This is a genomic window from Myxococcota bacterium (genome assembly GCA_040387835.1).
Taxonomy (GTDB): Bacteria; Myxococcota; UBA727; order UBA727; family JABDBI01; genus JAZKCZ01.
In genome coordinates, this window is the sequence record JAZKCZ010000002.1 from 905,644 (window position 1) to 929,517 (window position 23,874).

Consider the following 23,874-nt stretch of genomic DNA (forward strand, 5'->3'; position numbering starts at 1 on the left):
ATCAAAGCCGCATGGAATCACAAAAAACGTCTGTTTGGAATGCAGTTCACCAAGCGACCATCCTCAGCTCAGAAGAAAACGGCTTGCATTTGCAGCTGGGCGATATCAAGGCCGTGCTACCAAAAGAAGAACTTATCTTCGTCAATGAACCATTGGGCGAGACCATTGAAGTCTATTTGGAAAACCCCAGACACCCAACGGCATCTGTTTTTAAAGCACTTGAATTAAACGAAATTACGAAGGCCGCAGAAGCTTTTGACAAAAAAGAGCAAGTCCCAGGCTTTGTTATCGGCGCGATCAAAGGCGGCTTTGCGGTCACTTTGCTGGTCAATAGCCGAGAAGAAGCTGAACGCGGTTTAGGGCTTCGAGGCTTTTTGCCGTTTTCTCATGCAGGTCTTGACCCTAAAATGTCACCTGAGTTTAGCGATCGGCAGATTTACTGGTTTAAAATTAAAGATTTTGAGCCTGCGGAAGGCAATATTATTGTCAGCCGGCGCTCCGTTTTGCAAAAAGAGAAACGTGAGCATGAAAAAGGCTTCTGGGAAAATGCCAACGTCGGTGATGTTGTGCCAGGCGTCGTCAAAAACTTGGTCGCCTACGGGGCATTCGTTGATTTAGGCGGCGTCGATGCACTCTTGCACGTGTCCGACATGTCATTCGAGCACCATCCGGTTGAGTCTGAGAAAGTAAAGCTTGGTCAGCAGCTACAAGTTAAGATTTTAGAAATCGACAAGAAAGCCCGAAAAGTCAAAGTTGGCCTAAAACAGCTTAAAAAAGACCCTTGGGGCCAAATTGAAGAAGAATACCAAGTCGGCATGGACGTCACAGGAACAGTGGTCGCATTCTCTGATTTCGGCATCTTCTTGCACCTAGGCACAGGCGTTGAAGGCTTGGTACATAGCAGCGAAATTACCTGGAACAGACCGAAGCACCCATCTTCCTATTATAAGATCGGTGATGAAGTTAAAGCTCGGGTTCTTAGGTTGGACAAGAACGGCCACAGGATCTCTCTTTCAATCAAAGCGGGCGAAGAAAACCCGATGCAAAAACTGGCGGAGAAGTTCCCAGTGGGCACGGTCGTTAAAGCGACCATCGTTGGCGTGAAAGAATATGGCTTGTTTGTGCAGCTGGATGAAAACATCACCGGCTTAGTGCATATCGGCGAGTTGTCATGGACCAAGCACGTTGACCACCCAAGCGAGCTTTTCAAAGAAGGCCAAGAAGTCGATGTTGCCGTTTTGGACATCGACCCCAAACGCCAAAGAATATCCTGCTCCATCAAACGGGTCACCTCAGATCCATGGATGGCCTGGAAAACCCGCTTTGCCCGCGGCACACGCCATGAAGTGATGATTAAGCGTGTGGTGCCAAACGGTTTCGAAGCTGAGCTAGAGCCCGGCCTAACCGCATTCTGCTCCGCCAGAGAATTCGGTGATGCAGTCCCGAAACAAGGCCAAACCATTGGCATTGAAATCACCGTTTGCGATCCAATCCAGCATAAAATTAACATCAGCGTCAAAGCGAGAGCAGACCATGAAGCTCGCGAAGACTATGACAGCTACCTAAAGAAACAATCGTCCTCCAGCGGCCGCGCCACTTTGGGCGATTTGTTAAAGCAGTAAAATTGCTTGTCATCCCGGGCGCAGACCCGGGATCCAGTGTATTTCTATATTTGCCGGCAGATTCTTTGTAGCTGGCCTATTAGGTAAAATGGCAGGCTGATAATATCCTTTTCGAACGCTAATCCATCAGTAGAGATTTTTATGCCGAATGGAGATTTTTTGGCATCCATGAACTGCCTGAGAGATTTAAGCCGACCGGTTTTTCCTGCCTTCACTTCAATCGGTATAACATTTGCATCTAGATTGATTACGTAATCGACTTCGGCTTGGCTGCTTTTCTCTTCGCGTTGCCAGAAGTATAGCTTTGAATCCTGATAGCAATCTGTGTAAGCGAGCAGCTCTTGTCCTACGAATTGTTCGGCTAAAGCGCCTTGATTGATTTGCAGTAGGTCTTGTTCAAAAATGGCTGATGGGTTGATTTGATTAGCATTTTGCAGAAGCCCGATATCTAGAAAAAGTAACTTAAATAGGTTTTCTTTAACTTGGGCTTCCAATGGCATTCCCGAAGCAGCAGTGGCTCTGATTTTAGTCAATAGTCCAGACCATTCCAGTTGTTGGATTGCAGTTTTAATTTCCCGCGAACGCGTATCGGGATCGATGCTTGTATATTTGACCTGCTCTCCCACTGTGCCAGGTGCTTTTTCAAATAGTTTTTCTAAATGAATATGCTGGGCTTTGGTTGAATATTTTCCGAAATCTGAACGGTAGGTTTGAAGTAATCCACTTTGAATACGTGCGCATTCGAGCCAAGAATTTTCTTGCGTATAGGTATTTAAAACCGCCGGCATGCCCCCGAGTAAGAAATAGCGTCGAACCAGTTGTAGTAGGTGCTCGTGAAGAAATTGGTCCGGTGGCTTGTTAAGAGTTGCTTCTTTTATGAATTCCAGGCTCTGACTTTCGCCCGTGTTTAACAGAAATTCCTCGAAAGACATGGGCTTTAAATAAATAGGCTGAATCCGCCCTACCGGGAACGAAAACGATTCTTGATGCAGAACGAATTCGAGCAAAGAGCCGGCACCAATGACATGCAGTTCAGGCATTTTTTCCTTAAAATACCGCAGCGCTACAATTGCCTGGGGACACTGCTGAATTTCATCTAGAAAAAGTAACGTTTTGCCTGGAACAATGCGCGTCCGGTTGATCAGGTCTAACCGAGCAATGATTTCTTCAGGATGCAACGATTCAAAAGCCTTGATATTCTTTGGCTCTAGTTCAAAGTTAATCGTTATTGATGATTCAAAATACTTTCTGCCCAGCTCTTCAACAATAAAAGTTTTCCCGACCTGCCGCGCACCTCTTAAAAGGAGCGGCATCCTGTTGGGTTTTGTTTTCCAGTCTGAGAGTTCGACTTGTATTTTTCGCTGCATCCTTGTATTTTAGCCAATCATTGGCCAAAATACAAGGTTATTTCAACCGTTGATTGGCTGAAATCCATGGTGAACTTGGGTTGCAGACCCAATAGACAGGTAGTTTGCACCCAGTTAAAAAAGTTTTGTGAGTCAATTACATTTTATATCATTGGGTTGTCCCAAGAATCGGGTAGATGCTGAGCATATGTTGGGTCTGGCTTTAAGCGAAGGCCATCAGTTGGTTGATAGCCCTGAGAAATCCGACACCATTATTGTGAATACGTGCTCTTTTATTGGCGAAGCTAAGAAAGAGTCCATCGATGCCATCTTAGAAATGGCTGAGATTAAGAAAAAGTATGGTCAAAAATTGGTCGTTACCGGCTGTTTAGCTCAGCGCTATGCGGGCGAGCTTGAAAAAGAGATGCCTGAAGTGGACCACTTTTTGGGCACGGCTGACTTTACGCAAATTAGCAGCGCACTGCAAAAGCCGGCTGCTGGCAATACTTCTTTGGTGCAAATTAAGCGCAACTTAGTCAGCCATGAGCTTCAATACCTAGCTAATTACGATCTGCCTCGCGTCAATTCGATGCCGAAATATACGGCTTATCTAAAGATTTCTGAAGGTTGCGACAACGCGTGCGCGTTTTGCATTATCCCTAAATTGCGTGGCAAGCAACGTAGCCGGACGGTTGAGGATTTGGTTAAAGAAGCCCACAGGCTGGCTGAACAAGGGGTGGTGGAAATCAGCTTAATCGCTCAGGATCTAACCGCTTACGGTCATGATTTGCCTGGCAGGCCGAAACTTGCAGAGCTGCTCACGGCTTTGCGCGCGGTAGATGGCATCAAGTGGGTGCGTTGCATGTATGCTTACCCGCGCAGCTTGAGCACGGATTTGATGGAAGCTCTCGCGTCCGGTGGCAACATTCTGCCTTATTTGGACATTCCGGTGCAGCACGGCTCGGATAAAATCTTAAGACGCATGCGCCGCGGCAAAGACCAAGGCAAGCTGACGGAACTTTTGCTGAAGCTTCGCGAAGCGGTGCCGAACTTGGTATTACGCTCGACCGTCATGGTCGGCTTTCCTGGCGAAGACGAAGAAGATTTCCAGAAATTGATGGATTTCGCCGAAGCGATCAAGTTCGAGCGCTTGGGTGTGTTTAAATACTCCGATGAAGAAGGCACAGCCGCCTACGATCTGGATAGCCGCGTCCCTGCAAAGATAAAGCAAGCCCGCTATGACAAGTTAATGCGTTTGCAACGCAAGATTCATAAGGCCAAGCTTAAGTCGATGATCGGTCAGGAGTATGAGGCGATTGTTGAAGGTCCCTCTGATGAACACCCGTTGTTGGTCAAAGGCCGGCTTTGGTCGCAAGCGCCGGATATCGATGGTGTGACTTATCTGTCTTCTGAAAGATCATTAACACCCGGCGAAATCGTCCGCGTTCGCATAGAAAGCGCGCACGATTATGACTTGTCAGCAGAAGTTATTTAAAGCGTGAAAACATGAGTAGAGCCATGCTGGCAGTAGCGAGCATCCCCGCGACTGGAATCGAGGCAGCGCCAACAACCATTGCTACCGTTGCGCCTTTGGAGAGACCGGCTAGACTTGCGACTGCATAGCCTACCCCTCCACTGATGGTGAGTAGGGTCGCAACGCTAGCAGCACCGCGAACATCTTCAGTCGTGGTGGTTGCTGGCGAAGGTCCTGCAAAAGTTAAAAAGCATAGAAAGAAAAGAAGGAAACAGTTTCTCATTGCGTGGCTCCTGACGTGCAATATTTCTAGGAGCAGTATTTTGGCGGTTAACACCTGGTGAAACTGTGCGCGTTCGGATAGAGAGCGCACACGATTATGATTTATCTGGGGAAGTACTTTAGTCTCTGCCTGCTTTTTTTGATGAGCTGTTTCCCTTGTTGGGATAAGCGAGATGATGCAGAAGTTTTACAGTGCATGGCAAAGTATCCAGTTGAGGATATTCGCCAAAACCTTCAGGTCAGAACCTATCTCGATAATCATAAAGTTTACCTCTCGTTAACAACATCCCCTCAGCGCCTAGCTAAGTTGCCGTTGGTGCTTCAAGGATTAGATCTAACGCACATCGAAGCCGTCTTATTAGCGTTGCCTGCGAAATACAAAAATCAGGAAGAATACGTTATCCCTGAAGCTGTCTCTTCTTTGCCAAAACTTAAGATTCTTGAGCGGCGGGCGCACGATCTGGGCCCGATTATGAAGCTCGTACCTGCTGTCGAATATGTTTTGTCGTTAGGAGATCCTAAGGCTTTGGTTCTCACGATTGACGATGACGTGGCACATGCCAAGGGAACTTTCGGCCAGCTCATCAAGGGTAGCGTCTTGCGCGGTGGGGTGGTGGCTTCTAATGGCTATTCTGCGGGCCATTTTGGGTTGAGCAAGCAAGAATGGGTTGAATCTTTTGCTTTGGCACCTTCCGTTAATTTAATCGAGGGATATGCCGGAGTGGCTTATCCCGTTGGCCAGGTAGACACCGCTCGAATGATTCAGCTAAGTCAGGTTAGCAAAAACTGTAAGACTTCTGATGATCTGGTAATTAGTTGGGTGTTGGCTGAGTCCAGGGTGCCTCGGTCGATGATAAAAAATGTCTATATCCCCGGTGGGCGCCCCTTTCAGTTCGGCCTCAAGAGTGACGCTCTACACGCCATTGCCTCGAATGACAGTCGCTATCAAGATTGTGCCAAAACGCTTGTGAAGTGGATACCAGGCTCAGTGAGGGAATGATATGTTGCGCATGTCGCTGTTGTTGCTGCTGGGGATTATCGCGTGTGACCCTTGTTGGGACAAAGCGGATAATTCGGAAATTCTTAAATGCATGGCCAGTTATCCAGTCGAGGACATTTCACCAAATACCCAGCTGTCAGGGTATTTACGAGACCACAAAGTTTATGTCTCTCTAACAACTTCACCGCAACGAATTAGTAAGCTGCATTGGGTTCTTAAAAGTCTTGATTTGACCCATGTTGATACTGTGTTTTTGGCGCTGCCGGCGAAATACAAAAATCAAGAAAGCTATACTATACCAGAAGATGTACGAAGTTTCCCCAAGTTGAAAATTATTTGGCGTGAGCGGGATGCCGGTCCGATTATGAAGCTGATCCCAGCTGTCGAAGAAGTTTTAAAGCTTGGGGATCCTCAGGCAAGGGTTATTACCATCGATGACGACACCGTTTATGCGAAGGGCATGATTGCTCAACTACTGAAATTAAGTACGCAAATTAATGGAGTCGCTGCATTGTCGGGACAAACAAGTGATTTTTTCCAAATACCGGGTGAGCATTGGCCGGAATCAACGATGCCAAAACCTTTGGTTAACATTGTGGAAGGGTTTGGGGGTATCGCTTATCCTGTTGGGTTGATTGACGTGGCGCTGATGAAACAAGCCAGTCAGGCCGGTCTTAAAGGCGTTTGTAAAACTTCGGATGATTTGGTGATAAGCTGGGTACTGGCTAGAGGTCGTGTTCCTCGTGCGACAATTAAAAACGCTTTTATCCCGGGTGTGAAGCAGCTTCCTTATGGGTTTTTAAATGATTCATTACATTCAGGCGCTGGATGTTCTGGGGATTCTTGCTACAGTAATAACGAGCGCTATAAAGCCTGTGCCAAAGCTTTGAAGGAGTTGTTGTTATGATGGTGAAACTTATTGCATTTGCGTTGTTAATCGCACTGAGCGCTTCTGCTCAGTCTTTGGGGTATTATCCTACACTCGACACAGCGACGTCTACCCGATTTTCACCACTGGTTCTGCGTCTGGACCAAGACTCCAGAGTGCACGTGAACGCCAACTTTATGTCAACGCCTAGCGGAGAAATCGATTCCGGAATGGTTTTTAAGCTTTGGGATGGCTTTGATGCTGGTTTTGGAGTGCACGGTGGCCTTTTAGGAGGCGAAAAGGCAAGCGGTATCTTGGGGTTTGATTTTCTTTTCAGATATATCCGCCCGATTCATGAGCAGATGTTTGTGGGTGTGCAGACACAGATTGGCTATGTCTACAGTGGCATCGGCTATCTGCCGCGCTCGGTCAATTATGGCAGCGCTTTTCCCATCACTTTGGGCGTTGTGTTTGGTGGGGTTGTGAGAGAAAGCACTCAAGTTTACTTCTACCCGGCGGTTGATTTGGGTAAAACTGCCAACGCAGGTGACGCACTTTGGAAGAGCGGCATTGGGCTTCAATTTGCCATTGGTACAGCCATTGCCGCGACCGACAGCACTTTTTGGGTCCTTGAAGTTCAACCTGCGCTGACTAATTTCACTGGTTCCGAGTCGGTATTTCAAACATTTAGAGTTGGTTTAACTTTAGGCGTTTTATTTGACTTGTAAGCGGATGTCTAAGACGCATCGTTGGTAGCGTTCGCTATTCGTGGTCCCACTGAATTTGGCATCGATGGAAGGCCTTGGTGACCAGCCGGGTATGTTCAGGTTTATTTTATGCAGCGCGCCATCATCTTCTGAGGCTTCAAAGCGATGAATGTCTGGATAAAAATGATTTACGACGCGAATTTTTTCGATACCGCTTTCTGCCAAGACATGGCTAACCACCAAATCATCTGAGGTGCGGCAAGCTTTGCTAAGTTGCGCAACCTCGCGCAAGCGTTTGGTGTTAACCAGCCGCGGCCGGTAGACAATGCCGCGCCAGCCTTCGACGGTATCGCAATAGCTGAGCTCTCTCGAGCCACAAAAAGGTGCTTTGGTGGCTTTGCCTTGGCTCGGCCATTCCGAAGGCAATATACCAAATGTTTCGGCGTAGTTGCCCCAACCGCTGATGACCGCGTTTGGGTGGAGAATCGCGTAATAAATCAGCTCGTTGATGGCGCCGCCCGGAAAACCGATGTCATCATCCACAGCGATAACCAGCGCGTTTTGGTCTAGTTTTCCTACGAGCTCCACAGCGGGTAACATCTTCATGATAGGTCCAAGGTCGTCTTGATCCTGGGCGATGATTTCTAATTTGGGAAAGTCCTTCAGCGTTTGAGGGATCTCACCATAAGCTTCTTGGTTTCGGTAAAGTTTCGGCAGCGCCAGATAGATTTTCTCCACATGGGTCAAATCGAGCGTTCTCAGAGCAGGCAGGATTCTGCCCAAGCGTTTTGGCGAGGTAGAGAGAGAAATATATATTTTTTGCTGCCCGACAAGCTGCGAGATGTCCCTTGCATGCATGCTGCTTAGACACTGAACCGCTTCATCGTGAGTTGGCCGGTCACATAACTTGCATGCGCTACCGAGAGACAAAATGAATGTTGCGACGACGGTAAGATAGTGGCTCATGAGAATAATCTTTGAGTGTGTGCTCTAAGATTATGCGACTTTCAAGGCAGTTCATATGGCCACTTGATAAACTTCTTCGAACGAAGCCTCTCGATCCATAGCAATTCTGGGCTTATCACAGCCAAACAGCAAATCGATCGCGAGCCTATCCGACACAAATTCATAAGATTCGGTCCGCCAGGCAAAACCTTCAAATTGCCGCGCCGCCCAAATAATCGCGACGCCTGTTTTAAACGCGTTAAACTGATGCTTGTTAGTCACATGAATTTGCAAACCACCGCAAAGTTGATGTGCGTGCTTATGAAAAATCGGTGTAAACCAGCAAGGCCTTAAAAAAGCCCCCGGCAAATCGCAGCTCATGGCTAGTTCTGCAAAATGCTCCGGATCTTTAATATAAGCCCCACCGACAAGTTCAAACGGCCTAGTCGTGCCGCGACCTTCAGATAAGTTAGTCCCCTCAAACAAACACCCCCCCGGATACACAAGGGCCGTATCCGGCGTCGGCATGTTCGGAGAAGGTAGCACCCAAGGAAGGCCGGTATCTTCGAAATACATTTCCCGAGACCAGTTTTGCATTTCAACAACTTCGAGTTCGCAGCTAAGCTGGTCATGCGTTTTGAAAAAACGAGCAAGCTCGCCCAAAGTCAAACCATGGCGATTTTGCAAAGGATATTCACCAACGAATGATACAAACTCAGGCCGAACGAGGTTGCCTTCTTTTTGGATCCCGCCCAAAGGATTTGGTCTATCGAGAACCATGCATTTGATGCCTGCCTGCTCGCAAGCTTTCAGCGCAAAGGCGATCGTATATGCAAAGGTATAATAGCGAGAGCCGATGTCCTGCAAATCGCAAACTAAAACATCGACGTCTTTCAGATAATCAGGATTTAAAAGTAAGCTGTCTCTGGTCTGGCCATAGAGGCTGGTGACCGGAATGCCTGTTTTAGCGTCAACTGAATCGCTGACACTTTCCATGTCCTGAGCATTGCCCCAAAAGCCGTGTTCAGCGCCAAATAGGCGCTTTACTTCAATCTTATGCTCCAAGCACCGGTGCAAAATATGAACCAGCTTAGAATCGATGCTGGCCGGATGGGCAAGCAAACCAATTCGAAGGCCTTTAAGGCGGGCGAATTTCTCGTTGACTAGGATGTCTAGGCCAGTAAGCGTATTGGGCATGCGGTATTTTTACCCTTATCTATTGAGCAATACAAGACGTACGTATTGAATTTGAACTCGTACGTCCGTTGTGTTATAGTGAGTATATGGTGAGTGTGTCCAAATTTAGGGAAGATGTTTATCGCTTGATTGACCAGGTTATAGAAACTGGTCTGCCTTTGGAAATTGAACGCAAAGGAACGGTGTTAGAAGTTGTCGCGAAAACGAGACCCTCGAAACTTGAACGCCTTAAAGCCAGCCGACTTAAACGAGAGCCTATTATGTCTGAAGAGGACTTGGAAAGTATCGTTCACATTGATTGGTCTTCAGAATGGCGGCCAGTCTTATGATCTATTTAGATACCCATGTGGTTGTGATGCTGCATGAGGCTTGGACCGAACAAATTCCTGCGAAGGTCAGGAAACTGATCGAGACGAGTGAAAGGATTCTGATTTCGCCCATGGTCCAGCTGGAACTTGAATATTTGTTCGAACTCAAAAAGATGGATTTGAATCCTACGGAATTGCTGAATCATCTTGCCGACGATATTGCTCTTGAAGTATGTAGCTTGCCATTTAAAATTGTTGCAGCCAAAGCGGCGAAGCAACATTGGACGAGAGATCCATTTGATCGAATCATCACAGCGCAAGCTGCGGTAGATGGATTGCCGTTATTGACTAAAGACCGTTTGATTTTAGATAATTATGAACATGCAGTTTGGAATTTATAACCGCCAAGATTTCCCTGAGCCTTTTTTGTCGATTGATGAAGATGGGCCGTTGGCAAAGATGGCATCGCCTAGAACTTCGGATTTGCCGGATGTGGATTCCCGGATAGAGGCCCTGCTCGAAGCGTGGGAGCCCGGTCGAACTCGCGGCATTGCTTTGACCGTCGAAGAACTCTGCCCTGGCGGCCTTGACCCGACCGACGGCATCTTGATCGCTCAAGCCTTCGAAAAAGCAGGTGCGGCGTTTATTATTGTCAGCGCGGGTACGGCAGATTTTCCCGTACTAAAATACCGCCGCAGTACCCAGACCCAGAAACAACCTAACCACGCTTGGCTAGCAAGCGCCTGTTGGCTGGTCGGCAAAGTGTCAATCCCAGTGTACGCACAGGGATATTTCAGCTCAGAAATGGAGCCAGACTTAATTCATCAGGCAAAAGTCTGTGGGCTTTCCGGCTTAGTTCGAATATAAAAAGAAGTAGTTATGAGTAAAATAAAGCGCCAACAGTGGCATGGGCGCCATCAAAAGAATGAAAAATTTGAGCCACGAAACGATTTAAGAACAGAAATTAATTTTCTTATCAGGGACAGCCATGTCGAGACGGAATTCTCCCAAAAAGCCACCGAGATGGCTAAGCAATTCCGCGATAACCCGAGTCCTAAAGAGCAAAAAAACCGCACCAATCTGAAATCTCTGCCCCTGTGCACTATCGATGGTGAGACCGCAAAAGATTTCGATGACGCGGTTTATGCTAAAAAGAACGGCCGAAATTTTGAAGTATTGGTCGCCATCGCAGACGTTGCTCACTATGTAACCGAACGCTCGCCAATCGACATCGATGCGATCAAACGTGCCACGAGTATTTACTACCCTGGTCATTGCATCCCGATGATTCCAGAAGCGCTGTCTAACGGCCTATGTTCGCTCAAGCCTAAAGTGCCTAGACTTTGCATGACAGCAGAATTTATCGTCACGCCTGCCGGTTTAGTTAAGGACGTTCGCGTCGGACAAGCCGTGATGAAAAGCCAGGCCAGGCTAACCTACACCGGGGTTCAAAAGCTGATCGATTCCAGCTTCAAGAAGATCGACAAGATCCCTGTGCCGGTGGTTGAAAGCATTAAGGTGCTACAAAAAGCTGCCTTGGCCCTGCGAAAAGCGCGCGCCAAACGCGGCTCGATCGATTTTGATGCTGTGGAAGCTGTCGTAGCGCTGAACAAGAAAGGCGAACCAATATCCATCGCCCCGTCTGAAAGGTTGGAAGCGCATCGTCTTATCGAAGATTTGATGATCGCAGCCAATGAAGCGGTTGCCGGATATTTAGAAGAAAAAGGCATCGCAACTATTTTCCGTATCCACGAGCCACCAAACTCCGAAAAGCTCAAAGCCTTCTCTGAGCTCGCTCAAAGCCTAGGCGCCCTGACGCCTGAAGGCCAACGCGCCCTGATGAAGGCCGGCGAGAGCCCCGCCGCATTGGCAGGCCTCATCGCCAGCTTCAAGGAACATCCCGCCAAAGCAAGCTTAGACAGCGCCTTGCTGAGATCGATGATGCAAGCCAGATATAGTTCCAAAAATGCTGGGCATTACGGGCTGGCATCTAAAAGCTATCTGCACTTCACATCCCCCATCAGGCGTTACCCTGACTTGATGGTCCACAGGGTCTTGAAAGAGCACTGGGCTAAACAAAAGAGCAAGCGAGATCTAGAAGAAGTAGCGATGCATTGCAGCAGCCAAGAGCGCAAGGCCACCGATTTGGAACGCCAAATCCATGCGCTGCATGCCTGTTGGTTCATGAAGGATAAGATCGGCGAGCAGCATAGAGGCGTTATCACCACCAAAACCGATTTCGGCTTCTTTGTGCGGTTGAACCTTCACCATATCGAAGGCTTGGTTCACATCTCCAATATCCCAACCCAACGCTGGGCCACCGTTAAAGTGGGAGACAAAGTATTGGTTGAAGTGGCGAATGTGAATTTGGTGCGCAGGCTGATTGACTTTAAGTTACTCTAACCCTTCCTACGTCATCCCGGCCTTGAGCCGGGATCCAGCCCCGGATGCTATTTCCCTACAAAAACCGTGATCGTGTGCGCCATCTTCTTGCCATAGGAGCGATGAGCGCCATCGCCGAATTGCAGGGTTAGCGTGTGTTTACCGGGCGAGAGTTCTAGAACGCTTTCGGTCTGAGCCTTGCCATAATGAATGTTTTTGTCATCCATTGGGACAATCTCACCTGCGGGGATTTCGCCCGCTGTGTTGTCTATTAATAGATGATGATGTCCCGCGTGCTGGTTTTCAATGTCTTGACCCGCTGGTTTTAGCTCCATGCCAGAGACCCCAAACTTAACCAAAAAAGTTGCTGGCACTTTGACGTTATTTCCCAGGTTGGTAAAGTAGACGCCTTCTTTAGGTGTCTTGTTGCAGCCAGCGAGTATTAACAGAGCGAGTAGGGCATATTTCATGTATCGACTTTACCGCGCGCCGGTGTTTTGGCAAGCGTGTAGCAATGGACCTCATGGCCGGCAGCGGTCAAGGCACTTTTTGCTGCCTCTAGCGTTGCGCCTGTGGTGGTGACGTCATCGACCAAGAGAACTCGGCTTGATGAACGACGGCGTCTCAATGCGTATCTGCCCTGTGTTAATTTAATCCGCTCCTCGCGGGATTTCGCCAAAGTTAAAGCTTTGTCGAATCTGATGTTTCTCAGCCAATCGCGCACAGGGATTCCAAGTTGCTTGCTGAGCATGATGGCGAATAGAGCAGATAAGTCGAACCCGCGGTGAATACGCCTGCGCCAATGGATGGGTACGAAGACAATGCCTTCCAGGCTCGCGTATTCAGATGCCGTGTGTTGTGAGGCATAGGCGATGAGTCGCCTGGCTTTGCTCTCGTTGGGCATAAATTTTGCTTGCTGGATAGCGGTCCTGATCGCGCCGCTAAACATGAAGACGGCCGCTGCATCCGCTGGCCTGATCGATGCTTCGCAAAACTGGCAAAAGGTTTCTAAATTTACCAACTGATCACAGGCCAGACATTTTTGAGGCCATAGCGCGTTTAGGAATTTTTCGAAGCTTTCATTCACCTATGGTATAGGTCCTAAGTCATGAAAATTCTTCCGATGGCTGTTTCCAGCCCTTTTATTGCAGAGCGTTATGAAGCTGGTGCTCAGGTTTTAAAAAGTCGCGGCCATGAATTTATGTTTGAGCCTAAGGCGCGTGAATCGGTACGTGGCTATTTAAATGGGTCGGATGTGGAACGTTTAGCTGAACTTACTAATGCACTTAAAAGTAAGGCGGATTTGGTTTGGGCAGTTCGGGGCGGTTACGGTTTGACACGCTTGTTGCCTGACTTGGACTTGTCGGGCGTGGCTAAATTCCCGGTAGCGGTTGGCTTTTCCGATACGTCTGCTTTGCTGATGCACCTTTGGAGTCGGTATAAAGCAAAAAGCTTGCACGCGCGATGTGTTGAGAAACTGGAAGCAGAATCTGACGAAAGTTTGCAGGCACTGGATCTAATTTTAGCGGGGCAGGCTAAACAAATTAAGTATCCTAAATTCGACGCTTCAATTGAAAGCGGCAATCTCGAAGGCATTTTGCTGGCGGCAAATTTGGCGGTGTTGACCGCTCTGGTGGGCACGGAGTCTATGCCTAAGCTTGAAGGCTGCATTTTGATTTTAGAAGATGTGAACGAGCCTGTTTATAAGTTGGATCGCATGTTCACACAACTTTGGGCAAGCGGCGCGCTGAAAGGCGTGGTCGCCATTGTTGTTGGCTATTTGACCGAATGTGGCGACAGGCCAGAACAGGTGTTTTTGGAGCGGTGCGCTGATTTAGGCATACCATGCTTTACGGGCTTTCCGATGGGGCATCAATCGCCCAACTGGCCAGTACCTGTTGGGGTGCAGGCGCGAATTCAAACCACGGAGGGCTCGGCATGTCTACAGATCCTCGAAGAGCTGTTTTAGAAAGTTTTCTTGAAAGTGTGGTGGCTCGGGGTTTTACAGACCGCGCTGCTGGTGCAGTTTACCAAATGGGGCATCTGGTTGAGGCTCATGCGGGGGTTTCTGATCCCAAGCTTGAATATGACTTGGCTTCGCTGACGAAAATCTTGTGTACAACTTACCTAGCGGCCGGGGCGGTCGTTGAGCAGAAGTTGGATTTACAGGAAACGCCTTGGCCCGCTTGGCCTGGCGTGACGGTTGAACACCTGTTGGCGCATCGAAGTGGGCTGCCGGCTTGGCGTGAAATTCATAGTATCGCTGATGTTTTAGCTGTGGAGCCCACGGAAAAACCTGGGATTGTTACTGTTTATTCGGACATCGGATTTATGGCGCTTGGGGACTTGCTAGAGCAAAGGCTTGGCCAGAAACTGGATCATTTATATGCGCATGAGGCAGTGCATTTTCATGGGCCGGTGCCCGTTAACGACGCAAATTGCAGAGCGCTGGGCGGGGTGGCTGGGCATGCTGGGCTTTTTGGGACTTTGGATGCGGTGCTTGACGAAGCTAAGCATATTTTGAAATGTCTGAAGAATCCGGAATCTGAGTTTGAAGAGATGATCTATCGCTTTGCCAGATTTCCTGGGTCTAGAGGGCTTGGATTTGATAAAGCTAGCCCCGAAGGATCCGGCGGGGGTGTGTTGTCTGAGCAAGCCGTTGGGCATTTGGGATTTACGGGTACAAGTCTTTGGATTGATCCAGTTGATGGGGCGGTTTATATTCTATTGCTGCGTCGGTTGGATGAAGGGCAAAAAAAAGATGAATTGCTGGAAATCCGCCGGCAATTCCACCGCTGTCTGTCATCCCGGGCTTGACCCGGGATCCAGGTGACTTAGTAGGCTACTCGGCGGCTTTCTTCCATGAGGGAGCCGGCGTCGCGCTTCCATCTTGGGTTTGGGGTGTAGTTTACTAAATAGCCGTGTTTGCGCAGCATTTCTAAAAATTCTTTGCGCATGTTTTTTTCTAAAAGCTTAATGCGCGCTCTGGTGGTGCCCATTTTTTCGGCGGTGTTTTCTTGGGTTAGACCTCTGGCGAAGCGCTCTCTGAAAAAGCTTTTTTCTTCAGCACCTAAGCCGTCGATAAAGGTTTGCATGATCTTTTTGAGCTGTTCGTTTTCCGCATGTTTTTCTGGATTTAGGCAGAGCTCGCTTTCGATGCCGCCGCTGAAAGCCCCTTCGGAGCTTTCGGCTTCGTCAATGAATTCGGATGAAATCATGCGATCTCTTTGCAGACTCTCACGCAGGACCAAGTTTTTCGCGATGGAAAATAGATAGGTCTGAAACGGTCTGATCCCATCGTAATTTTCGCGCGTCGTTTTGGCGAACGCTCTAGCGAAGGTTTCTTGGACCAACGATTCGGCATCCAGGCTTGAGTCGGTTCCGCGGAAGCGACACATTTTTCCCTGGCTGGAAAAGTTAAATCCACTTTGTAGAAATCGGCGAAGTGAAGTGGCGTACTTTTCGTAAAGTGCCAAAAATGCGGTTTCTTCGCCCATTCGATATGATTGTAGCAATTGCGGATCGCGTAGCATCTGCAAACTCCTTGTTTTGTGCGGTTCAAAGAGAGTTTCGCTCCGATTTGACAAAGGTTGCGTGGAACGTTAATCGCCGGGGCTTATGGCACGACTTTTTATTGTTCTTAGTCTTCTGGGTACCCTTCTATTTGCTGAAGATTGGGTACAGGAAACCTCGCCGAAGCTTAATTTTTTAGAGTTAAACGGGTATTTTAGAACGCGTATGGACTTTATGAGTCGCTGCGATCTGGGCACTTTTATCCCGCAGAATCTGATGGGTACTGGATCAACGGCTGGATCAGGGACGTCAGGTTGCCCTGTGCCTTACGCTTATAATGATCCTGAATATGCCGATAAAAATGCGGCTGATCGACCGCACACTTTGTTCGGAGCGAATTTGCGTCTTCGGCTTGATCCGACATTGAATGTGACCGAAGATATTCGGATCAAGGGCCAGGTTGATATTTTGGACAACATGGTTTTAGGATCGGCAGCCGGGCTTTATAAGAGTGCCAGTTACCCATACACTTTTTTAACGGCCACGCAGTATCCGGAACCTGGGATGTTGACCGTCAAACGCGCTTGGGCCGAGATTGATACGCCGGCCGGTGAAATTCGTTTCGGGCGGATGCCGTTGAACTGGGGTATGGGCGTTTTGTATAACTCCGGCAATCACATTACCAATGATTACGGCGATAACGTAGACGGCGTGATGTTTATCACTCAGGCGTTTGGGCATTATGTCATGCCTGGATTTTTTGTGTCGTATGTGGGTCAAACCCAACGCGGCGGAGGAATGGGATCAGCAGGTGATAATGGGGAACCGTTTCAATCAAATGAATGGGGCCAGCGTTATAATTTAGATCCAACGGATGATGCTTACACTTTCATGTTGAACATTGCTCAGAAAGATAAGCCGGCAGATGTTAAGGCTTTGCTTGCTGACGGGCGCCCAGTGTTTAATTATGGTTTGTCGGGCTCATATCGCTTCCAAGTGAATGACTCTGCCGGCGTGCCTGCTGGGCAGCCTCTCCAGCAGCGAAATTCGAATGCTGGATTTTTATCGTTATGGGCTGATTACTATGTGGAAAAACTTCATATCGAAGCGGAAGCGGTGGGTATTGCCGGAAAGATTGGCAACTCGAAGGGATTGTGGCTCGATGGTTCTGGCAGAAGTGATGCGCTAACAATTTTGCAAGCCGGTGTTGCCTTGAAATCTCGCTATGGATTTATGAGTGATAAGCTTGGCGTTGGTTTGGACGCAGGGTGGGCTTCAGGAGATTCAGCGCCTGGTATGGGTGCAAGGCCTGGTCTAAATAAGAATTTTCAAAAGGGTGCGGCAGATGGCCCGCAATTTGGTGGTAGCGATACCAGCATCAACAACTTTAGATTCAATCCCGATTATCGAATCGATTTGATTTTATTTAGAGAGATTATTGGAACCATTACCGATGCTTTCTATTTAAAGCCTCATATTGCTTATGATTTTACCAAAGCGTTTGGTGCGCGGCTGGATGTGGTTTCTTCGTTTACCAATTTTGCCGAGTCTACTCCGGGTCAAAGCCATTTGTTGGGGTTGGAGTTCGATGCATCCGTATATTACAGATCGGAGCAGGGCATCTACGCCATGGGTCAGTTTGGCCTTTTGGTGCCGTTTTCAGGCTTTAATCATAGCGAGCTTAATAGCATTAAGCTGCAGCAAGATTTTGGCACGGCCAAAGTTGCTACAGCATTTCAGATATTCGCCGGTATTGAATTTTAAGCTATTCCAGAGAAACATCGACCCGGCGGTTTTGAAGACGGCCGGCAGAGTTGTCGTCAGGGGCAACAGGGTGCGTGCTGGCATTGGCAATCGCGGTCATGTTGGCTTCATTGACGCCCTTTTTGCTTAAATACTTGAATACAGTTTCGGCACGGTGGGTGCTTAGGCTTAAGTTACTTTCGGGCGAGCCAAGGCCGTCCGTGTTTCCGGCAATTTTTACTTTTCTATGTGGGTGGGCTGGATAGCAGGCCGCAAAAACATCAAGGACCTTTTTATCGTCCTGGGTTAATTTGTCTGAGCTGTCGTTGAAATACACAGATACCATTCGGGGACAGCCGGCTGATGGAATTACTTTAGGGCTTAGCGCTTGACTGGCGTGTTGGCACCCCGCAATTAAAAGTAGCATGACGATTGGAAATGATTTCATGTTTGTCCTCCTAAAAAAAACTATACGCCTGGAAAATTTGATTGCGGAAGATATTTGACACAGGCGCATAGCTCCTGTGTCATCCCGGGCTTGACCCGGGATCCAGCGTTATACAAGAGGAAGTTTTAGCACCTTCTCCATTGGAGTTGATAGATCAGGCCAGCGCGTAGATCGGCGCTGTCGACGGTAGATAGCGCGTAGGCACCGTTTGAGCGTACAAACATGCTGGCCGTCGTGCGAAGGTTCACGTCTGCGCCACAAGGTGACCAGACGATTGCGCTAATAGGTAAGTTATTTCGGATAATATAATTGCCGGTTGCTGGACCGTCAAAAGTCTTAACGTAAGTTGGACCGGTTGATCCAGCGAAGAAGTATTCGGCGTTAAACTGCGACATGCCGCCTGCAGGGAGCGCGTTGAACCCGCGATAGTCAACACTCAAGATCGACAAGCTGATGCCTTGTGGAACAAGCACAGGAATCGCCAGATCACAGTTTTTTCTTTGCAAAGTATGACCGGTGCTGCCGCCTGCTTCGATGGTGAAGCTGCTAAACAGGACGCTTAAAGATTTCGAATCCGGACTTAAAACGACAGACGCAGATCCCGTTGGGCAACCTGAGCCGTTGTAGGCTGGAAATCCGAGCCTGATGTCGTCGGCAAAACTGGGTAGGGATAGGGCGGCGATCGCCAAGGTAAGTAGTACTTTTTTCATGAATCACCCGAGCAAGCTTCATGAGAAATTTTGCTTAAGTGCAGAGATCTTGAAGCGTTGCGCGGTGATTTTAGGCCGTAGCCTAAGGTAGGCGCATCCGAAGAGTATCCTAGGACGCGCCTGTCATTTGCTTAGCAGCGGCGCCATTGCAGGGTGTAGATCAGACCTGCATGAAGATCAGCGCTGTCTACAGTGGTGAATGCGTCTGTATTGCTACGAACGAATACGCTGGTTGCAGCGCGCAAGTTCACGTCTTGACCGCAAGGTGACCAGGTCAAAGCGGTAGCGATCAGGTTGTTTCTAAGCAAGTAGTTGCTTGCCAAAGGGCCAACAAAGTTTCTGGAGTATCTTGGACCTGCTGATCCTGCAAAGAAGTATTCAGCGTTGAATTGAGCCATGGCACCAGCTGGAAGGCTGTTGAATCCACGGTAGTCAACGGTGATAACTGAAACGCTCAGGCCGTTTGGTACATGCACTGGCACGGCGATATCGCAGTTTTTGCGATCAAGTGTGTGCCCTGGACCGGCTTGAGCCATAAAGCTTCCGAACAAGATGCTTAAAGATTTAGCATCTGGGCTGAGAGCAGCCGAAGCTGTTCCCGCTGGGCAACCCGAGCCGTTATAAGCTGGGAATCCTAGACGAATGTCATCTGCAAAACTTGGCAACGCTAGCACTGTGATTGCCAACGACAATAATATTTTTTTCATGAGTAAACCCCGAAACAGCTCGAATGATCGTTGCACCGTGCAAGAAGCTTCAAGATGTCTAGGGATGTTTTAGAATTTGGTGGCGAGGAGCGAATCGGAAGATCACCCTAGGAATGTTGTCGTCCTGGGCTGGACCCCGGGGTCAAGCCCGGGGTGACAGGGCTGCTTAGCAGCGTCTCCATGATAGCGAGTATACTAGGCCGGCTTTGATGTCAGCGCTATCTACAGTAGCCATCGCGTCTGCGCCGTTTGATTGAACGAACATGCTGGTGGTGGCGCGTAGGTTCACGTCTTGTCCGCATGGTGAGAAGCTGGTAGCGGTTGCAGTCAAGTTGTTACGCAGCAAATAGTTATCAGCTGTTGGACCCATGAAAACTTTTGAATACGCTGGGCCTCTGGTTCCAGCGAAGAAGTATTCAGCATTGAACTGTGATCGTGTTCCTGCCGGTAGGCTGTTGAAACCACGATAATCGATCGCGATAACCGAGACGCTCAGGCCGTTTGGAACATGCACGGGTACAGCAATATCACAGTTCTTGCGATCCATCGGACGACCTGGGCCTGCTTGCACCATGAAGCTTCCAAACAAGATGCTTAGCGATTTAGCATCCGGTGAAAGTGCCACGGAAGCTGATCCATTGGGGCATCCGGTTCCATTGTAAGCAGGAAAGCCTAAGCGGATGTCATCAGCAAAGCTGGGTAGTGAAAGTACGGCAATAGCCAAAGAAAAAAGAACGTTTTTCATAGTCTCCCTTGAAGACCCTCATCATGTATTAAGGTCTGCAAGGTTCTTTCCGGGAGGCTATATCTTTGGAATCGGTCGATTAACCGACTATGATCTGTTGAGCCAGATAATTGGCCTCACCAACGGCAGCGATCAGATCAAGCTGCTTGCCCAAAAAATCCACATGGGCTTCTTCGGATGCCAAAATGGACTCCAGTAACACTGCGCTAATGGGATCATGCTGTGCTCTGCAGAGTTCGATCCCTGGTTTAAGCCTATCAACAGCTTCGGTCTCTAACTTCAAATCAGCCTTAAACTGCTCCGGAACTGTTTCTCCAACACTTATTTTGCCTAAGCGCTGGATGTTAGGCAGACCATCTAAAAAGAGAATACGTTCGATCAGCTGCTCTGCATGCTTCATTTCATCGATCGATTGCTTGCGCGTAAATTGATACAGTTTGGTGTATCCCCAGTGCTCACAGAGCTCTGCGTGCAGGAAATACTGGTTAATGGCGGTTAACTCAGCCGTTAAAACCTCGTTTAATAGGTCAATAATTGGCGAATTGTTCTTTTTCATGCGGGGCTCCTGCGCCCCTGGTCATAGCACACGATTTTTCATCGGCAAGTAAAGAAGAAATCTCTAAATGACAGCTCTGACAACCGCCTCCGGCACCGCAAGCTTCCTGTATTAATTCAAGGGTATAAGCGCCATTTTGGATATGGCAAATAATCTCACTTTCTGAGGATCCTGAGCAAAGGCAAACTATCATAGTCTTTATTGATCATTTTAGGCCTTTTTGGCTGAGGCTCCATTGACAAAGTTAAAAAACGATCTCTATAGTGCCCGGCTTATGCCCACGATTAATCAGCTTGTCCGGAAAGGACGCGAAAAAGTCAAAGAGCGCTCAAACGCTCCACACTTGGAAGAATGCCCACAAAAGCGCGGTGTGTGTACTCGTGTATATACAACGACTCCTAAAAAGCCGAACTCGGCTTTGAGAAAAGTTGCTCGTGTGCGCCTAACCAACGGTATGGAAGTAACCACTTACATCCCTGGTGAAGGCCATAATTTGCAGGAACACTCTGTGGTGCTTATCCGTGGCGGTCGAGTCAAGGATTTACCAGGTGTTCGTTATCACATTGTGCGTGGTGCGCTTGATTCAGTGGGCGTCAGCAATCGTAAGCAAAGCCGTTCTAAATACGGAACCAAGAAAGGTAAGTAGGGTAAATAACTATGCCAAGACGTCGTGAAGTTCCGAAACGTGTGATTCATCCTGATCCTAAATTTGGGGATCGTTTGGTTAGCAAATTTGTTAACGTGGTTATGATCGGTGGCAAGAAAGCCGTAGCCGAAAGCATCATTTATGGTGCTTTTGATACCATCGGTGAGAAGACCCAAGAAGACCCGATCAAAGTATTTAAGAAAGCCCTGGAAAACGTCAAGCCTCAGGTTGAAGTTAGATCTCGCCGCGTCGGTGGTGCGAACTATCAAGTCCCTGTGGAAGTGCGTCCAGAGCGTCGTGTTGCCTTGGCCTTTAGGTGGCTAAGGGACTATTCTGCTGCCAGAGGCGAGCGCACCATGCGTGATTCTCTTGCTGCGGAAATCATCGAAGCAGCCGCAGGCCGCGGTGGCGCTGTTAAAAAGCGTGATGATACCCATCGTATGGCAGAAGCCAATAAAGCATTCGCTCACTATCGCTGGTAATAAAAAAACATGGCACGAGATATCCCTTTAGAACGTATTCGAAATATTGGTATTGTTGCTCACATTGATGCGGGCAAGACGACCACCACTGAGCGCATTCTGTATTACACAGGAATGAGTCACAAGATCGGTGAGGTCCATGATGGGGCTGCAACCACCGATTATATGGCTCAAGAACGCGAACGAGGAATTACGATTACTTCTGCTGCGGTAACGTGCCAATGGCAACGCCGCGAAGATCTTAAATCTCCGCCATACCGGATTAACATTATTGATACACCAGGCCACGTGGACTTCACGATCGAAGTAGAGCGCTCCATGCGCGTACTCGATGGTGCCGTTACTGTGTTTGACGGCGTAGCGGGTGTTGAGCCTCAGTCTGAAACCGTTTGGCGCCAGGCAGATCGTTACGGCGTTCCGCGCATGTGCTTTGTGAATAAGTTGGACCGTACCGGCGCTAACTTCTTCCGTTGCGTAGACATGATCAAGGATCGTCTAAAGGCAAGACCGGCAGTGATCTCCTTGCCGATCGGTGCTGAAGCAAGCTTCGTAGGTATTATCGATCTCATTCGCATGAAAGCCTTGATTTGGCATAATGACGATTTGGGTGCGAGCTATGATATTCTGGACATCCCAGCTGAATACCAAGCTCAAGCCAATGAATACCGCGAAAAGCTGATGGAAGACTGCGCTGATGCAGATGATGCTTTCGCTGAAAAATATTTAGAAGGTCATGATGTTACTGAAGCTGACGTGATCCGCGCTTTGCGTGCTGGAACACTCGCTGGTAAGTTTGTGGCAACCCTTTGCGGTTCTGCATTTAAGAACAAGGGCGTTCAATTCATGCTGGATTGCGTGGTTGATCTCCTTCCTTCTCCGCTCGACATTCCTCCGGTCCAAGGCAAACTTGAAAACGGTGAAGTCGCGAGCCGAAAAGTCGATGATAAAGAGCCTTTGGCTGCTTTGGCATTCAAAATTATTAACGATAAATACGGTCAGTTGACCTTTATTCGTGTTTACTCGGGCGTGCTTTCAAAAGGCGACACCATCGTAAACATGCGTTCTGGCAGAAAGACCCGAATCGGACGTTTGGTGCGTATGTTCGCAGACAAGCGTGAAGATATTGAAGAGATCGGTACAGGTGGTATTGCGGCTGCGATTGGCGTGGAAGCCACGACCGGTGATACCCTTTGTAATCCTGAACACCCGATCATCTTGGAGTCTTTGGAAGTTCCGCCAGCGGTTATTAAGCTTGCGATTGAACCCAAGACCAAAGCAGATCAAGAAAAGATGGGCATCGGCTTGTCTCGTTTGAGTGCCGAAGATCCGTCTTTGCGCCTCAGTGTGGATGAAGAAACTGCTCAAACAACCATCGCTGGTATGGGTGAATTGCATCTTGAGATTATTGTTGATCGTCTAAAACGCGAGTTTCAGGTAGAAGCGAACGTTGGTAAGCCGCAGGTTGCTTACCGTGAAACGATCACCAAGAAAGTCGAACAAGAAGGCAAGTACATCAAGCAGTCCGGTGGTAAAGGTCAGTACGGTCACGTTTGGGTTCGCATTGAGCCAAATGAAACCGGTAAGGGCTTTGAATTTATTAATGAAATTTCTGGTGGTAGCATTCCTAAGGAATTCGTTCCGGCTATTAAGAAGGGTGCTGAAGAAGCGCTGACTTCCGGTATTCAAGCCGGCTATCCAGTGGTTGATATCAAGTATACAGTATTTGATGGTAGCTACCATGATGTGGACTCTAACGAAATGGCGTTTAAAATCGCTGCTTCGATGGCCTTCAAAGATGGTACTAAAAAAGCCGCTCCGATCATCCTTGAGCCGATTATGAAGGCTGAAGTGATTGTGCCGGAAGATTGGATGGGCGATGTGATTGGTGACTTGAACAGCCGCCGCGGACGTATCACGGGTATGAGTGATCGCAGCGGAATGAAGATCGTGGAATCCAATGTCCCCCTTGCGGAAATGTTTGGATATGCCAATGATCTACGGTCAAGAACCCAAGGTCGCGCTACCTATACGATGGAATTTAGCCACTACGAACAAGTGCCAAATAATATAGCAAACGAGATCGTAGCCAAAGCTACTGGTGCATGAAATTTTTGATTAGTTTTTAAGGAGAGATTCGGATGTCAAAAGAGAAGTTTACCCGCGATAAACCCCACGTAAATATTGGGACCATCG

The 23,874-nt window shown here is 48.4% G+C and carries 28 protein-coding genes; 15 read left to right on the plus strand and 13 right to left on the minus strand.

Going from position 1 to position 23,874, the window contains the following annotated elements:
• The first annotated feature begins 11 nt into the window (after nt 1–11).
• Nucleotides 12–1,622, plus strand: a complete 1,611-nt coding sequence (locus V4534_07145; GenBank protein MES2504635.1) for a S1 RNA-binding domain-containing protein — start codon at nt 12–14, stop codon at nt 1,620–1,622.
• 44 nt (nt 1,623–1,666) lie between these two features.
• Here the strand turns inward: V4534_07145 and V4534_07150 are convergent, their stop codons facing one another.
• Complete coding sequence (locus tag V4534_07150; protein MES2504636.1) at nt 1,667–2,989, minus strand: ATP-binding protein; 1,323 nt, start codon at nt 2,987–2,989, stop codon at nt 1,667–1,669.
• Nucleotides 2,990–3,116: 127 nt separating this feature from the next.
• On the opposite strand from V4534_07150, the gene rimO reads away from it, so the two are divergent.
• Nucleotides 3,117–4,463, plus strand: a complete 1,347-nt coding sequence (gene rimO / locus V4534_07155; protein ID MES2504637.1) for a 30S ribosomal protein S12 methylthiotransferase RimO — start codon at nt 3,117–3,119, stop codon at nt 4,461–4,463.
• Here rimO and V4534_07160 read toward each other — a convergent pair.
• Nucleotides 4,456–4,725, minus strand: a complete 270-nt coding sequence (locus tag V4534_07160; protein ID MES2504638.1) for a hypothetical protein — start codon at nt 4,723–4,725, stop codon at nt 4,456–4,458. The genes rimO and V4534_07160 overlap by 8 nt on opposite strands.
• 195 nt (nt 4,726–4,920) lie before the next feature.
• On the opposite strand from V4534_07160, the gene V4534_07165 reads away from it, so the two are divergent.
• The 3 genes from V4534_07165 to V4534_07175 are packed head-to-tail and all read left to right on the plus strand — an operon-like array spanning nt 4,921 to nt 7,320.
• Entirely contained in the window at nt 4,921–5,724 is an 804-nt protein-coding gene (locus tag V4534_07165; GenBank protein MES2504639.1) for a hypothetical protein, read from the plus strand.
• A 1-nt stretch (nt 5,725) separates the two neighbouring features.
• Nucleotides 5,726–6,631: a hypothetical protein gene (locus tag V4534_07170; protein MES2504640.1), complete on the plus strand. Its 906-nt coding sequence runs from the start codon at nt 5,726–5,728 to the stop codon at nt 6,629–6,631.
• On the plus strand, nt 6,628–7,320 hold the full coding sequence (locus V4534_07175) for a hypothetical protein (GenBank protein ID MES2504641.1): 693 nt from the start codon (nt 6,628–6,630) through the stop codon (nt 7,318–7,320). Before V4534_07170 ends, V4534_07175 begins: the two co-directional genes overlap by 4 nt.
• Here V4534_07175 and V4534_07180 read toward each other — a convergent pair.
• The gene (locus V4534_07180; GenBank protein ID MES2504642.1) at nt 7,306–8,265 is read right to left on the minus strand and encodes a hypothetical protein; all 960 of its coding nucleotides are present in this window, start codon (nt 8,263–8,265) and stop codon (nt 7,306–7,308) included. The two genes, V4534_07175 and V4534_07180, sit on opposite strands and share 15 nt — an antisense overlap.
• Before the next feature lie 51 nt (nt 8,266–8,316).
• Nucleotides 8,317–9,441 (minus strand): DUF1343 domain-containing protein, encoded by a 1,125-nt coding sequence (locus V4534_07185; protein ID MES2504643.1) that lies wholly within the window; start codon nt 9,439–9,441, stop codon nt 8,317–8,319.
• An 86-nt stretch (nt 9,442–9,527) separates the two neighbouring features.
• On the opposite strand from V4534_07185, the gene V4534_07190 reads away from it, so the two are divergent.
• The 4 genes from V4534_07190 to V4534_07205 are packed head-to-tail and all read left to right on the plus strand — an operon-like array spanning nt 9,528 to nt 12,152.
• Nucleotides 9,528–9,770 (plus strand): type II toxin-antitoxin system Phd/YefM family antitoxin, encoded by a 243-nt coding sequence (locus tag V4534_07190; GenBank protein ID MES2504644.1) that lies wholly within the window; start codon nt 9,528–9,530, stop codon nt 9,768–9,770.
• The gene (locus tag V4534_07195) at nt 9,767–10,150 is read left to right on the plus strand and encodes a PIN domain-containing protein (protein MES2504645.1); all 384 of its coding nucleotides are present in this window, start codon (nt 9,767–9,769) and stop codon (nt 10,148–10,150) included. The genes V4534_07190 and V4534_07195 overlap by 4 nt, the downstream gene beginning before the upstream one ends.
• Entirely contained in the window at nt 10,131–10,616 is a 486-nt protein-coding gene (locus V4534_07200; GenBank protein ID MES2504646.1) for a hypothetical protein, read from the plus strand. The genes V4534_07195 and V4534_07200 overlap by 20 nt, the downstream gene beginning before the upstream one ends.
• 12 nt (nt 10,617–10,628) lie before the next feature.
• Complete coding sequence (locus V4534_07205) at nt 10,629–12,152, plus strand: VacB/RNase II family 3'-5' exoribonuclease (protein ID MES2504647.1); 1,524 nt, start codon at nt 10,629–10,631, stop codon at nt 12,150–12,152.
• Between the two features lie 47 nt (nt 12,153–12,199).
• On the opposite strand, the gene V4534_07210 is transcribed toward V4534_07205, so the two are convergent.
• Together V4534_07210 and V4534_07215 are read right to left on the minus strand one after the other, a co-directional pair.
• On the minus strand, nt 12,200–12,601 hold the full coding sequence (locus V4534_07210; protein ID MES2504648.1) for a DUF4399 domain-containing protein: 402 nt from the start codon (nt 12,599–12,601) through the stop codon (nt 12,200–12,202).
• Nucleotides 12,598–13,218, minus strand: coding sequence for a phosphoribosyltransferase family protein (locus V4534_07215; protein MES2504649.1), 621 nt, complete (start codon nt 13,216–13,218; stop codon nt 12,598–12,600). The genes V4534_07210 and V4534_07215 overlap by 4 nt, the downstream gene beginning before the upstream one ends.
• Before the next feature lie 21 nt (nt 13,219–13,239).
• Between V4534_07215 and V4534_07220 the strand changes: the two genes are divergently transcribed.
• The gene (locus V4534_07220; GenBank protein MES2504650.1) at nt 13,240–14,100 is read left to right on the plus strand and encodes an LD-carboxypeptidase; all 861 of its coding nucleotides are present in this window, start codon (nt 13,240–13,242) and stop codon (nt 14,098–14,100) included.
• Nucleotides 14,070–14,948 (plus strand): serine hydrolase domain-containing protein, encoded by an 879-nt coding sequence (locus V4534_07225; GenBank protein ID MES2504651.1) that lies wholly within the window; start codon nt 14,070–14,072, stop codon nt 14,946–14,948. The genes V4534_07220 and V4534_07225 overlap by 31 nt, the downstream gene beginning before the upstream one ends.
• A 17-nt stretch (nt 14,949–14,965) precedes the next feature.
• Here the strand turns inward: V4534_07225 and V4534_07230 are convergent, their stop codons facing one another.
• Nucleotides 14,966–15,664, minus strand: coding sequence for a sigma-70 family RNA polymerase sigma factor (locus V4534_07230; GenBank protein MES2504652.1), 699 nt, complete (start codon nt 15,662–15,664; stop codon nt 14,966–14,968).
• 85 nt (nt 15,665–15,749) lie between these two features.
• Between V4534_07230 and V4534_07235 the strand changes: the two genes are divergently transcribed.
• Complete coding sequence (locus V4534_07235; protein ID MES2504653.1) at nt 15,750–17,408, plus strand: TIGR04551 family protein; 1,659 nt, start codon at nt 15,750–15,752, stop codon at nt 17,406–17,408.
• Between the two features lies 1 nt (nt 17,409).
• On the opposite strand, the gene V4534_07240 is transcribed toward V4534_07235, so the two are convergent.
• From V4534_07240 to V4534_07265, 6 genes are all read right to left on the minus strand, one after another.
• The gene (locus tag V4534_07240; protein ID MES2504654.1) at nt 17,410–17,835 is read right to left on the minus strand and encodes an OmpA family protein; all 426 of its coding nucleotides are present in this window, start codon (nt 17,833–17,835) and stop codon (nt 17,410–17,412) included.
• Nucleotides 17,836–17,960: 125 nt separating this feature from the next.
• A complete protein-coding gene (locus V4534_07245; GenBank protein ID MES2504655.1) occupies nt 17,961–18,545 on the minus strand; it encodes a DUF4360 domain-containing protein in 585 nt (194 codons plus the stop codon).
• Between the two features lie 131 nt (nt 18,546–18,676).
• Nucleotides 18,677–19,252 (minus strand): DUF4360 domain-containing protein, encoded by a 576-nt coding sequence (locus V4534_07250; protein ID MES2504656.1) that lies wholly within the window; start codon nt 19,250–19,252, stop codon nt 18,677–18,679.
• A 166-nt stretch (nt 19,253–19,418) separates the two neighbouring features.
• On the minus strand, nt 19,419–19,997 hold the full coding sequence (locus tag V4534_07255; GenBank protein ID MES2504657.1) for a DUF4360 domain-containing protein: 579 nt from the start codon (nt 19,995–19,997) through the stop codon (nt 19,419–19,421).
• Between the two features lie 79 nt (nt 19,998–20,076).
• Nucleotides 20,077–20,553 (minus strand): bacterioferritin, encoded by a 477-nt coding sequence (gene bfr / locus V4534_07260; GenBank protein ID MES2504658.1) that lies wholly within the window; start codon nt 20,551–20,553, stop codon nt 20,077–20,079.
• Complete coding sequence (locus tag V4534_07265; protein ID MES2504659.1) at nt 20,525–20,746, minus strand: (2Fe-2S)-binding protein; 222 nt, start codon at nt 20,744–20,746, stop codon at nt 20,525–20,527. Before V4534_07265 ends, bfr begins: the two co-directional genes overlap by 29 nt.
• Before the next feature lie 81 nt (nt 20,747–20,827).
• Between V4534_07265 and rpsL the strand changes: the two genes are divergently transcribed.
• From rpsL to fusA, 3 genes are read left to right on the plus strand one after another with little or no spacing between them, the layout of a single operon-like run.
• Entirely contained in the window at nt 20,828–21,199 is a 372-nt protein-coding gene (gene rpsL, locus V4534_07270) for a 30S ribosomal protein S12 (GenBank protein ID MES2504660.1), read from the plus strand.
• A gap of 11 nt (nt 21,200–21,210) precedes the next feature.
• Nucleotides 21,211–21,681, plus strand: a complete 471-nt coding sequence (rpsG, locus tag V4534_07275; protein ID MES2504661.1) for a 30S ribosomal protein S7 — start codon at nt 21,211–21,213, stop codon at nt 21,679–21,681.
• Between the two features lie 9 nt (nt 21,682–21,690).
• On the plus strand, nt 21,691–23,787 hold the full coding sequence (gene fusA, locus V4534_07280) for an elongation factor G (GenBank protein MES2504662.1): 2,097 nt from the start codon (nt 21,691–21,693) through the stop codon (nt 23,785–23,787).
• Nucleotides 23,788–23,874: the final 87 nt, after the last annotated feature.

What these genes read in the sequence shown, in the direction of transcription:
- V4534_07145 (MES2504635.1), top strand. Translation starts at nt 12, where the DNA reads ATGGAATCACAAAAAACGTCTGTTTGGAATGCAGTTCACCAAGCGACC.
- V4534_07150 (MES2504636.1), bottom strand. Translation starts at nt 2,989, where the DNA reads ATGCAGCGAAAAATACAAGTCGAACTCTCAGACTGGAAAACAAAACCC.
- V4534_07160 (MES2504638.1), bottom strand. Translation starts at nt 4,725, where the DNA reads ATGAGAAACTGTTTCCTTCTTTTCTTTCTATGCTTTTTAACTTTTGCA.
- V4534_07165 (MES2504639.1), top strand. Translation starts at nt 4,921, where the DNA reads ATGGCAAAGTATCCAGTTGAGGATATTCGCCAAAACCTTCAGGTCAGA.
- V4534_07170 (MES2504640.1), top strand. Translation starts at nt 5,726, where the DNA reads ATGTTGCGCATGTCGCTGTTGTTGCTGCTGGGGATTATCGCGTGTGAC.
- V4534_07175 (MES2504641.1), top strand. Translation starts at nt 6,628, where the DNA reads ATGATGGTGAAACTTATTGCATTTGCGTTGTTAATCGCACTGAGCGCT.
- V4534_07180 (MES2504642.1), bottom strand. Translation starts at nt 8,265, where the DNA reads ATGAGCCACTATCTTACCGTCGTCGCAACATTCATTTTGTCTCTCGGT.
- V4534_07185 (MES2504643.1), bottom strand. Translation starts at nt 9,441, where the DNA reads ATGCCCAATACGCTTACTGGCCTAGACATCCTAGTCAACGAGAAATTC.
- V4534_07190 (MES2504644.1), top strand. Translation starts at nt 9,528, where the DNA reads ATGGTGAGTGTGTCCAAATTTAGGGAAGATGTTTATCGCTTGATTGAC.
- V4534_07195 (MES2504645.1), top strand. Translation starts at nt 9,767, where the DNA reads ATGATCTATTTAGATACCCATGTGGTTGTGATGCTGCATGAGGCTTGG.
- V4534_07200 (MES2504646.1), top strand. Translation starts at nt 10,131, where the DNA reads ATGCAGTTTGGAATTTATAACCGCCAAGATTTCCCTGAGCCTTTTTTG.
- V4534_07205 (MES2504647.1), top strand. Translation starts at nt 10,629, where the DNA reads ATGAGTAAAATAAAGCGCCAACAGTGGCATGGGCGCCATCAAAAGAAT.
- V4534_07210 (MES2504648.1), bottom strand. Translation starts at nt 12,601, where the DNA reads ATGAAATATGCCCTACTCGCTCTGTTAATACTCGCTGGCTGCAACAAG.
- V4534_07220 (MES2504650.1), top strand. Translation starts at nt 13,240, where the DNA reads ATGAAAATTCTTCCGATGGCTGTTTCCAGCCCTTTTATTGCAGAGCGT.
- V4534_07225 (MES2504651.1), top strand. Translation starts at nt 14,070, where the DNA reads ATGTCTACAGATCCTCGAAGAGCTGTTTTAGAAAGTTTTCTTGAAAGT.
- V4534_07230 (MES2504652.1), bottom strand. Translation starts at nt 15,664, where the DNA reads ATGCTACGCGATCCGCAATTGCTACAATCATATCGAATGGGCGAAGAA.
- V4534_07235 (MES2504653.1), top strand. Translation starts at nt 15,750, where the DNA reads ATGGCACGACTTTTTATTGTTCTTAGTCTTCTGGGTACCCTTCTATTT.
- V4534_07240 (MES2504654.1), bottom strand. Translation starts at nt 17,835, where the DNA reads ATGAAATCATTTCCAATCGTCATGCTACTTTTAATTGCGGGGTGCCAA.
- V4534_07245 (MES2504655.1), bottom strand. Translation starts at nt 18,545, where the DNA reads ATGAAAAAAGTACTACTTACCTTGGCGATCGCCGCCCTATCCCTACCC.
- V4534_07250 (MES2504656.1), bottom strand. Translation starts at nt 19,252, where the DNA reads ATGAAAAAAATATTATTGTCGTTGGCAATCACAGTGCTAGCGTTGCCA.
- V4534_07255 (MES2504657.1), bottom strand. Translation starts at nt 19,997, where the DNA reads ATGAAAAACGTTCTTTTTTCTTTGGCTATTGCCGTACTTTCACTACCC.
- bfr (MES2504658.1), bottom strand. Translation starts at nt 20,553, where the DNA reads ATGAAAAAGAACAATTCGCCAATTATTGACCTATTAAACGAGGTTTTA.
- V4534_07265 (MES2504659.1), bottom strand. Translation starts at nt 20,746, where the DNA reads ATGATAGTTTGCCTTTGCTCAGGATCCTCAGAAAGTGAGATTATTTGC.
- rpsL (MES2504660.1), top strand. Translation starts at nt 20,828, where the DNA reads ATGCCCACGATTAATCAGCTTGTCCGGAAAGGACGCGAAAAAGTCAAA.
- rpsG (MES2504661.1), top strand. Translation starts at nt 21,211, where the DNA reads ATGCCAAGACGTCGTGAAGTTCCGAAACGTGTGATTCATCCTGATCCT.
- fusA (MES2504662.1), top strand. Translation starts at nt 21,691, where the DNA reads ATGGCACGAGATATCCCTTTAGAACGTATTCGAAATATTGGTATTGTT.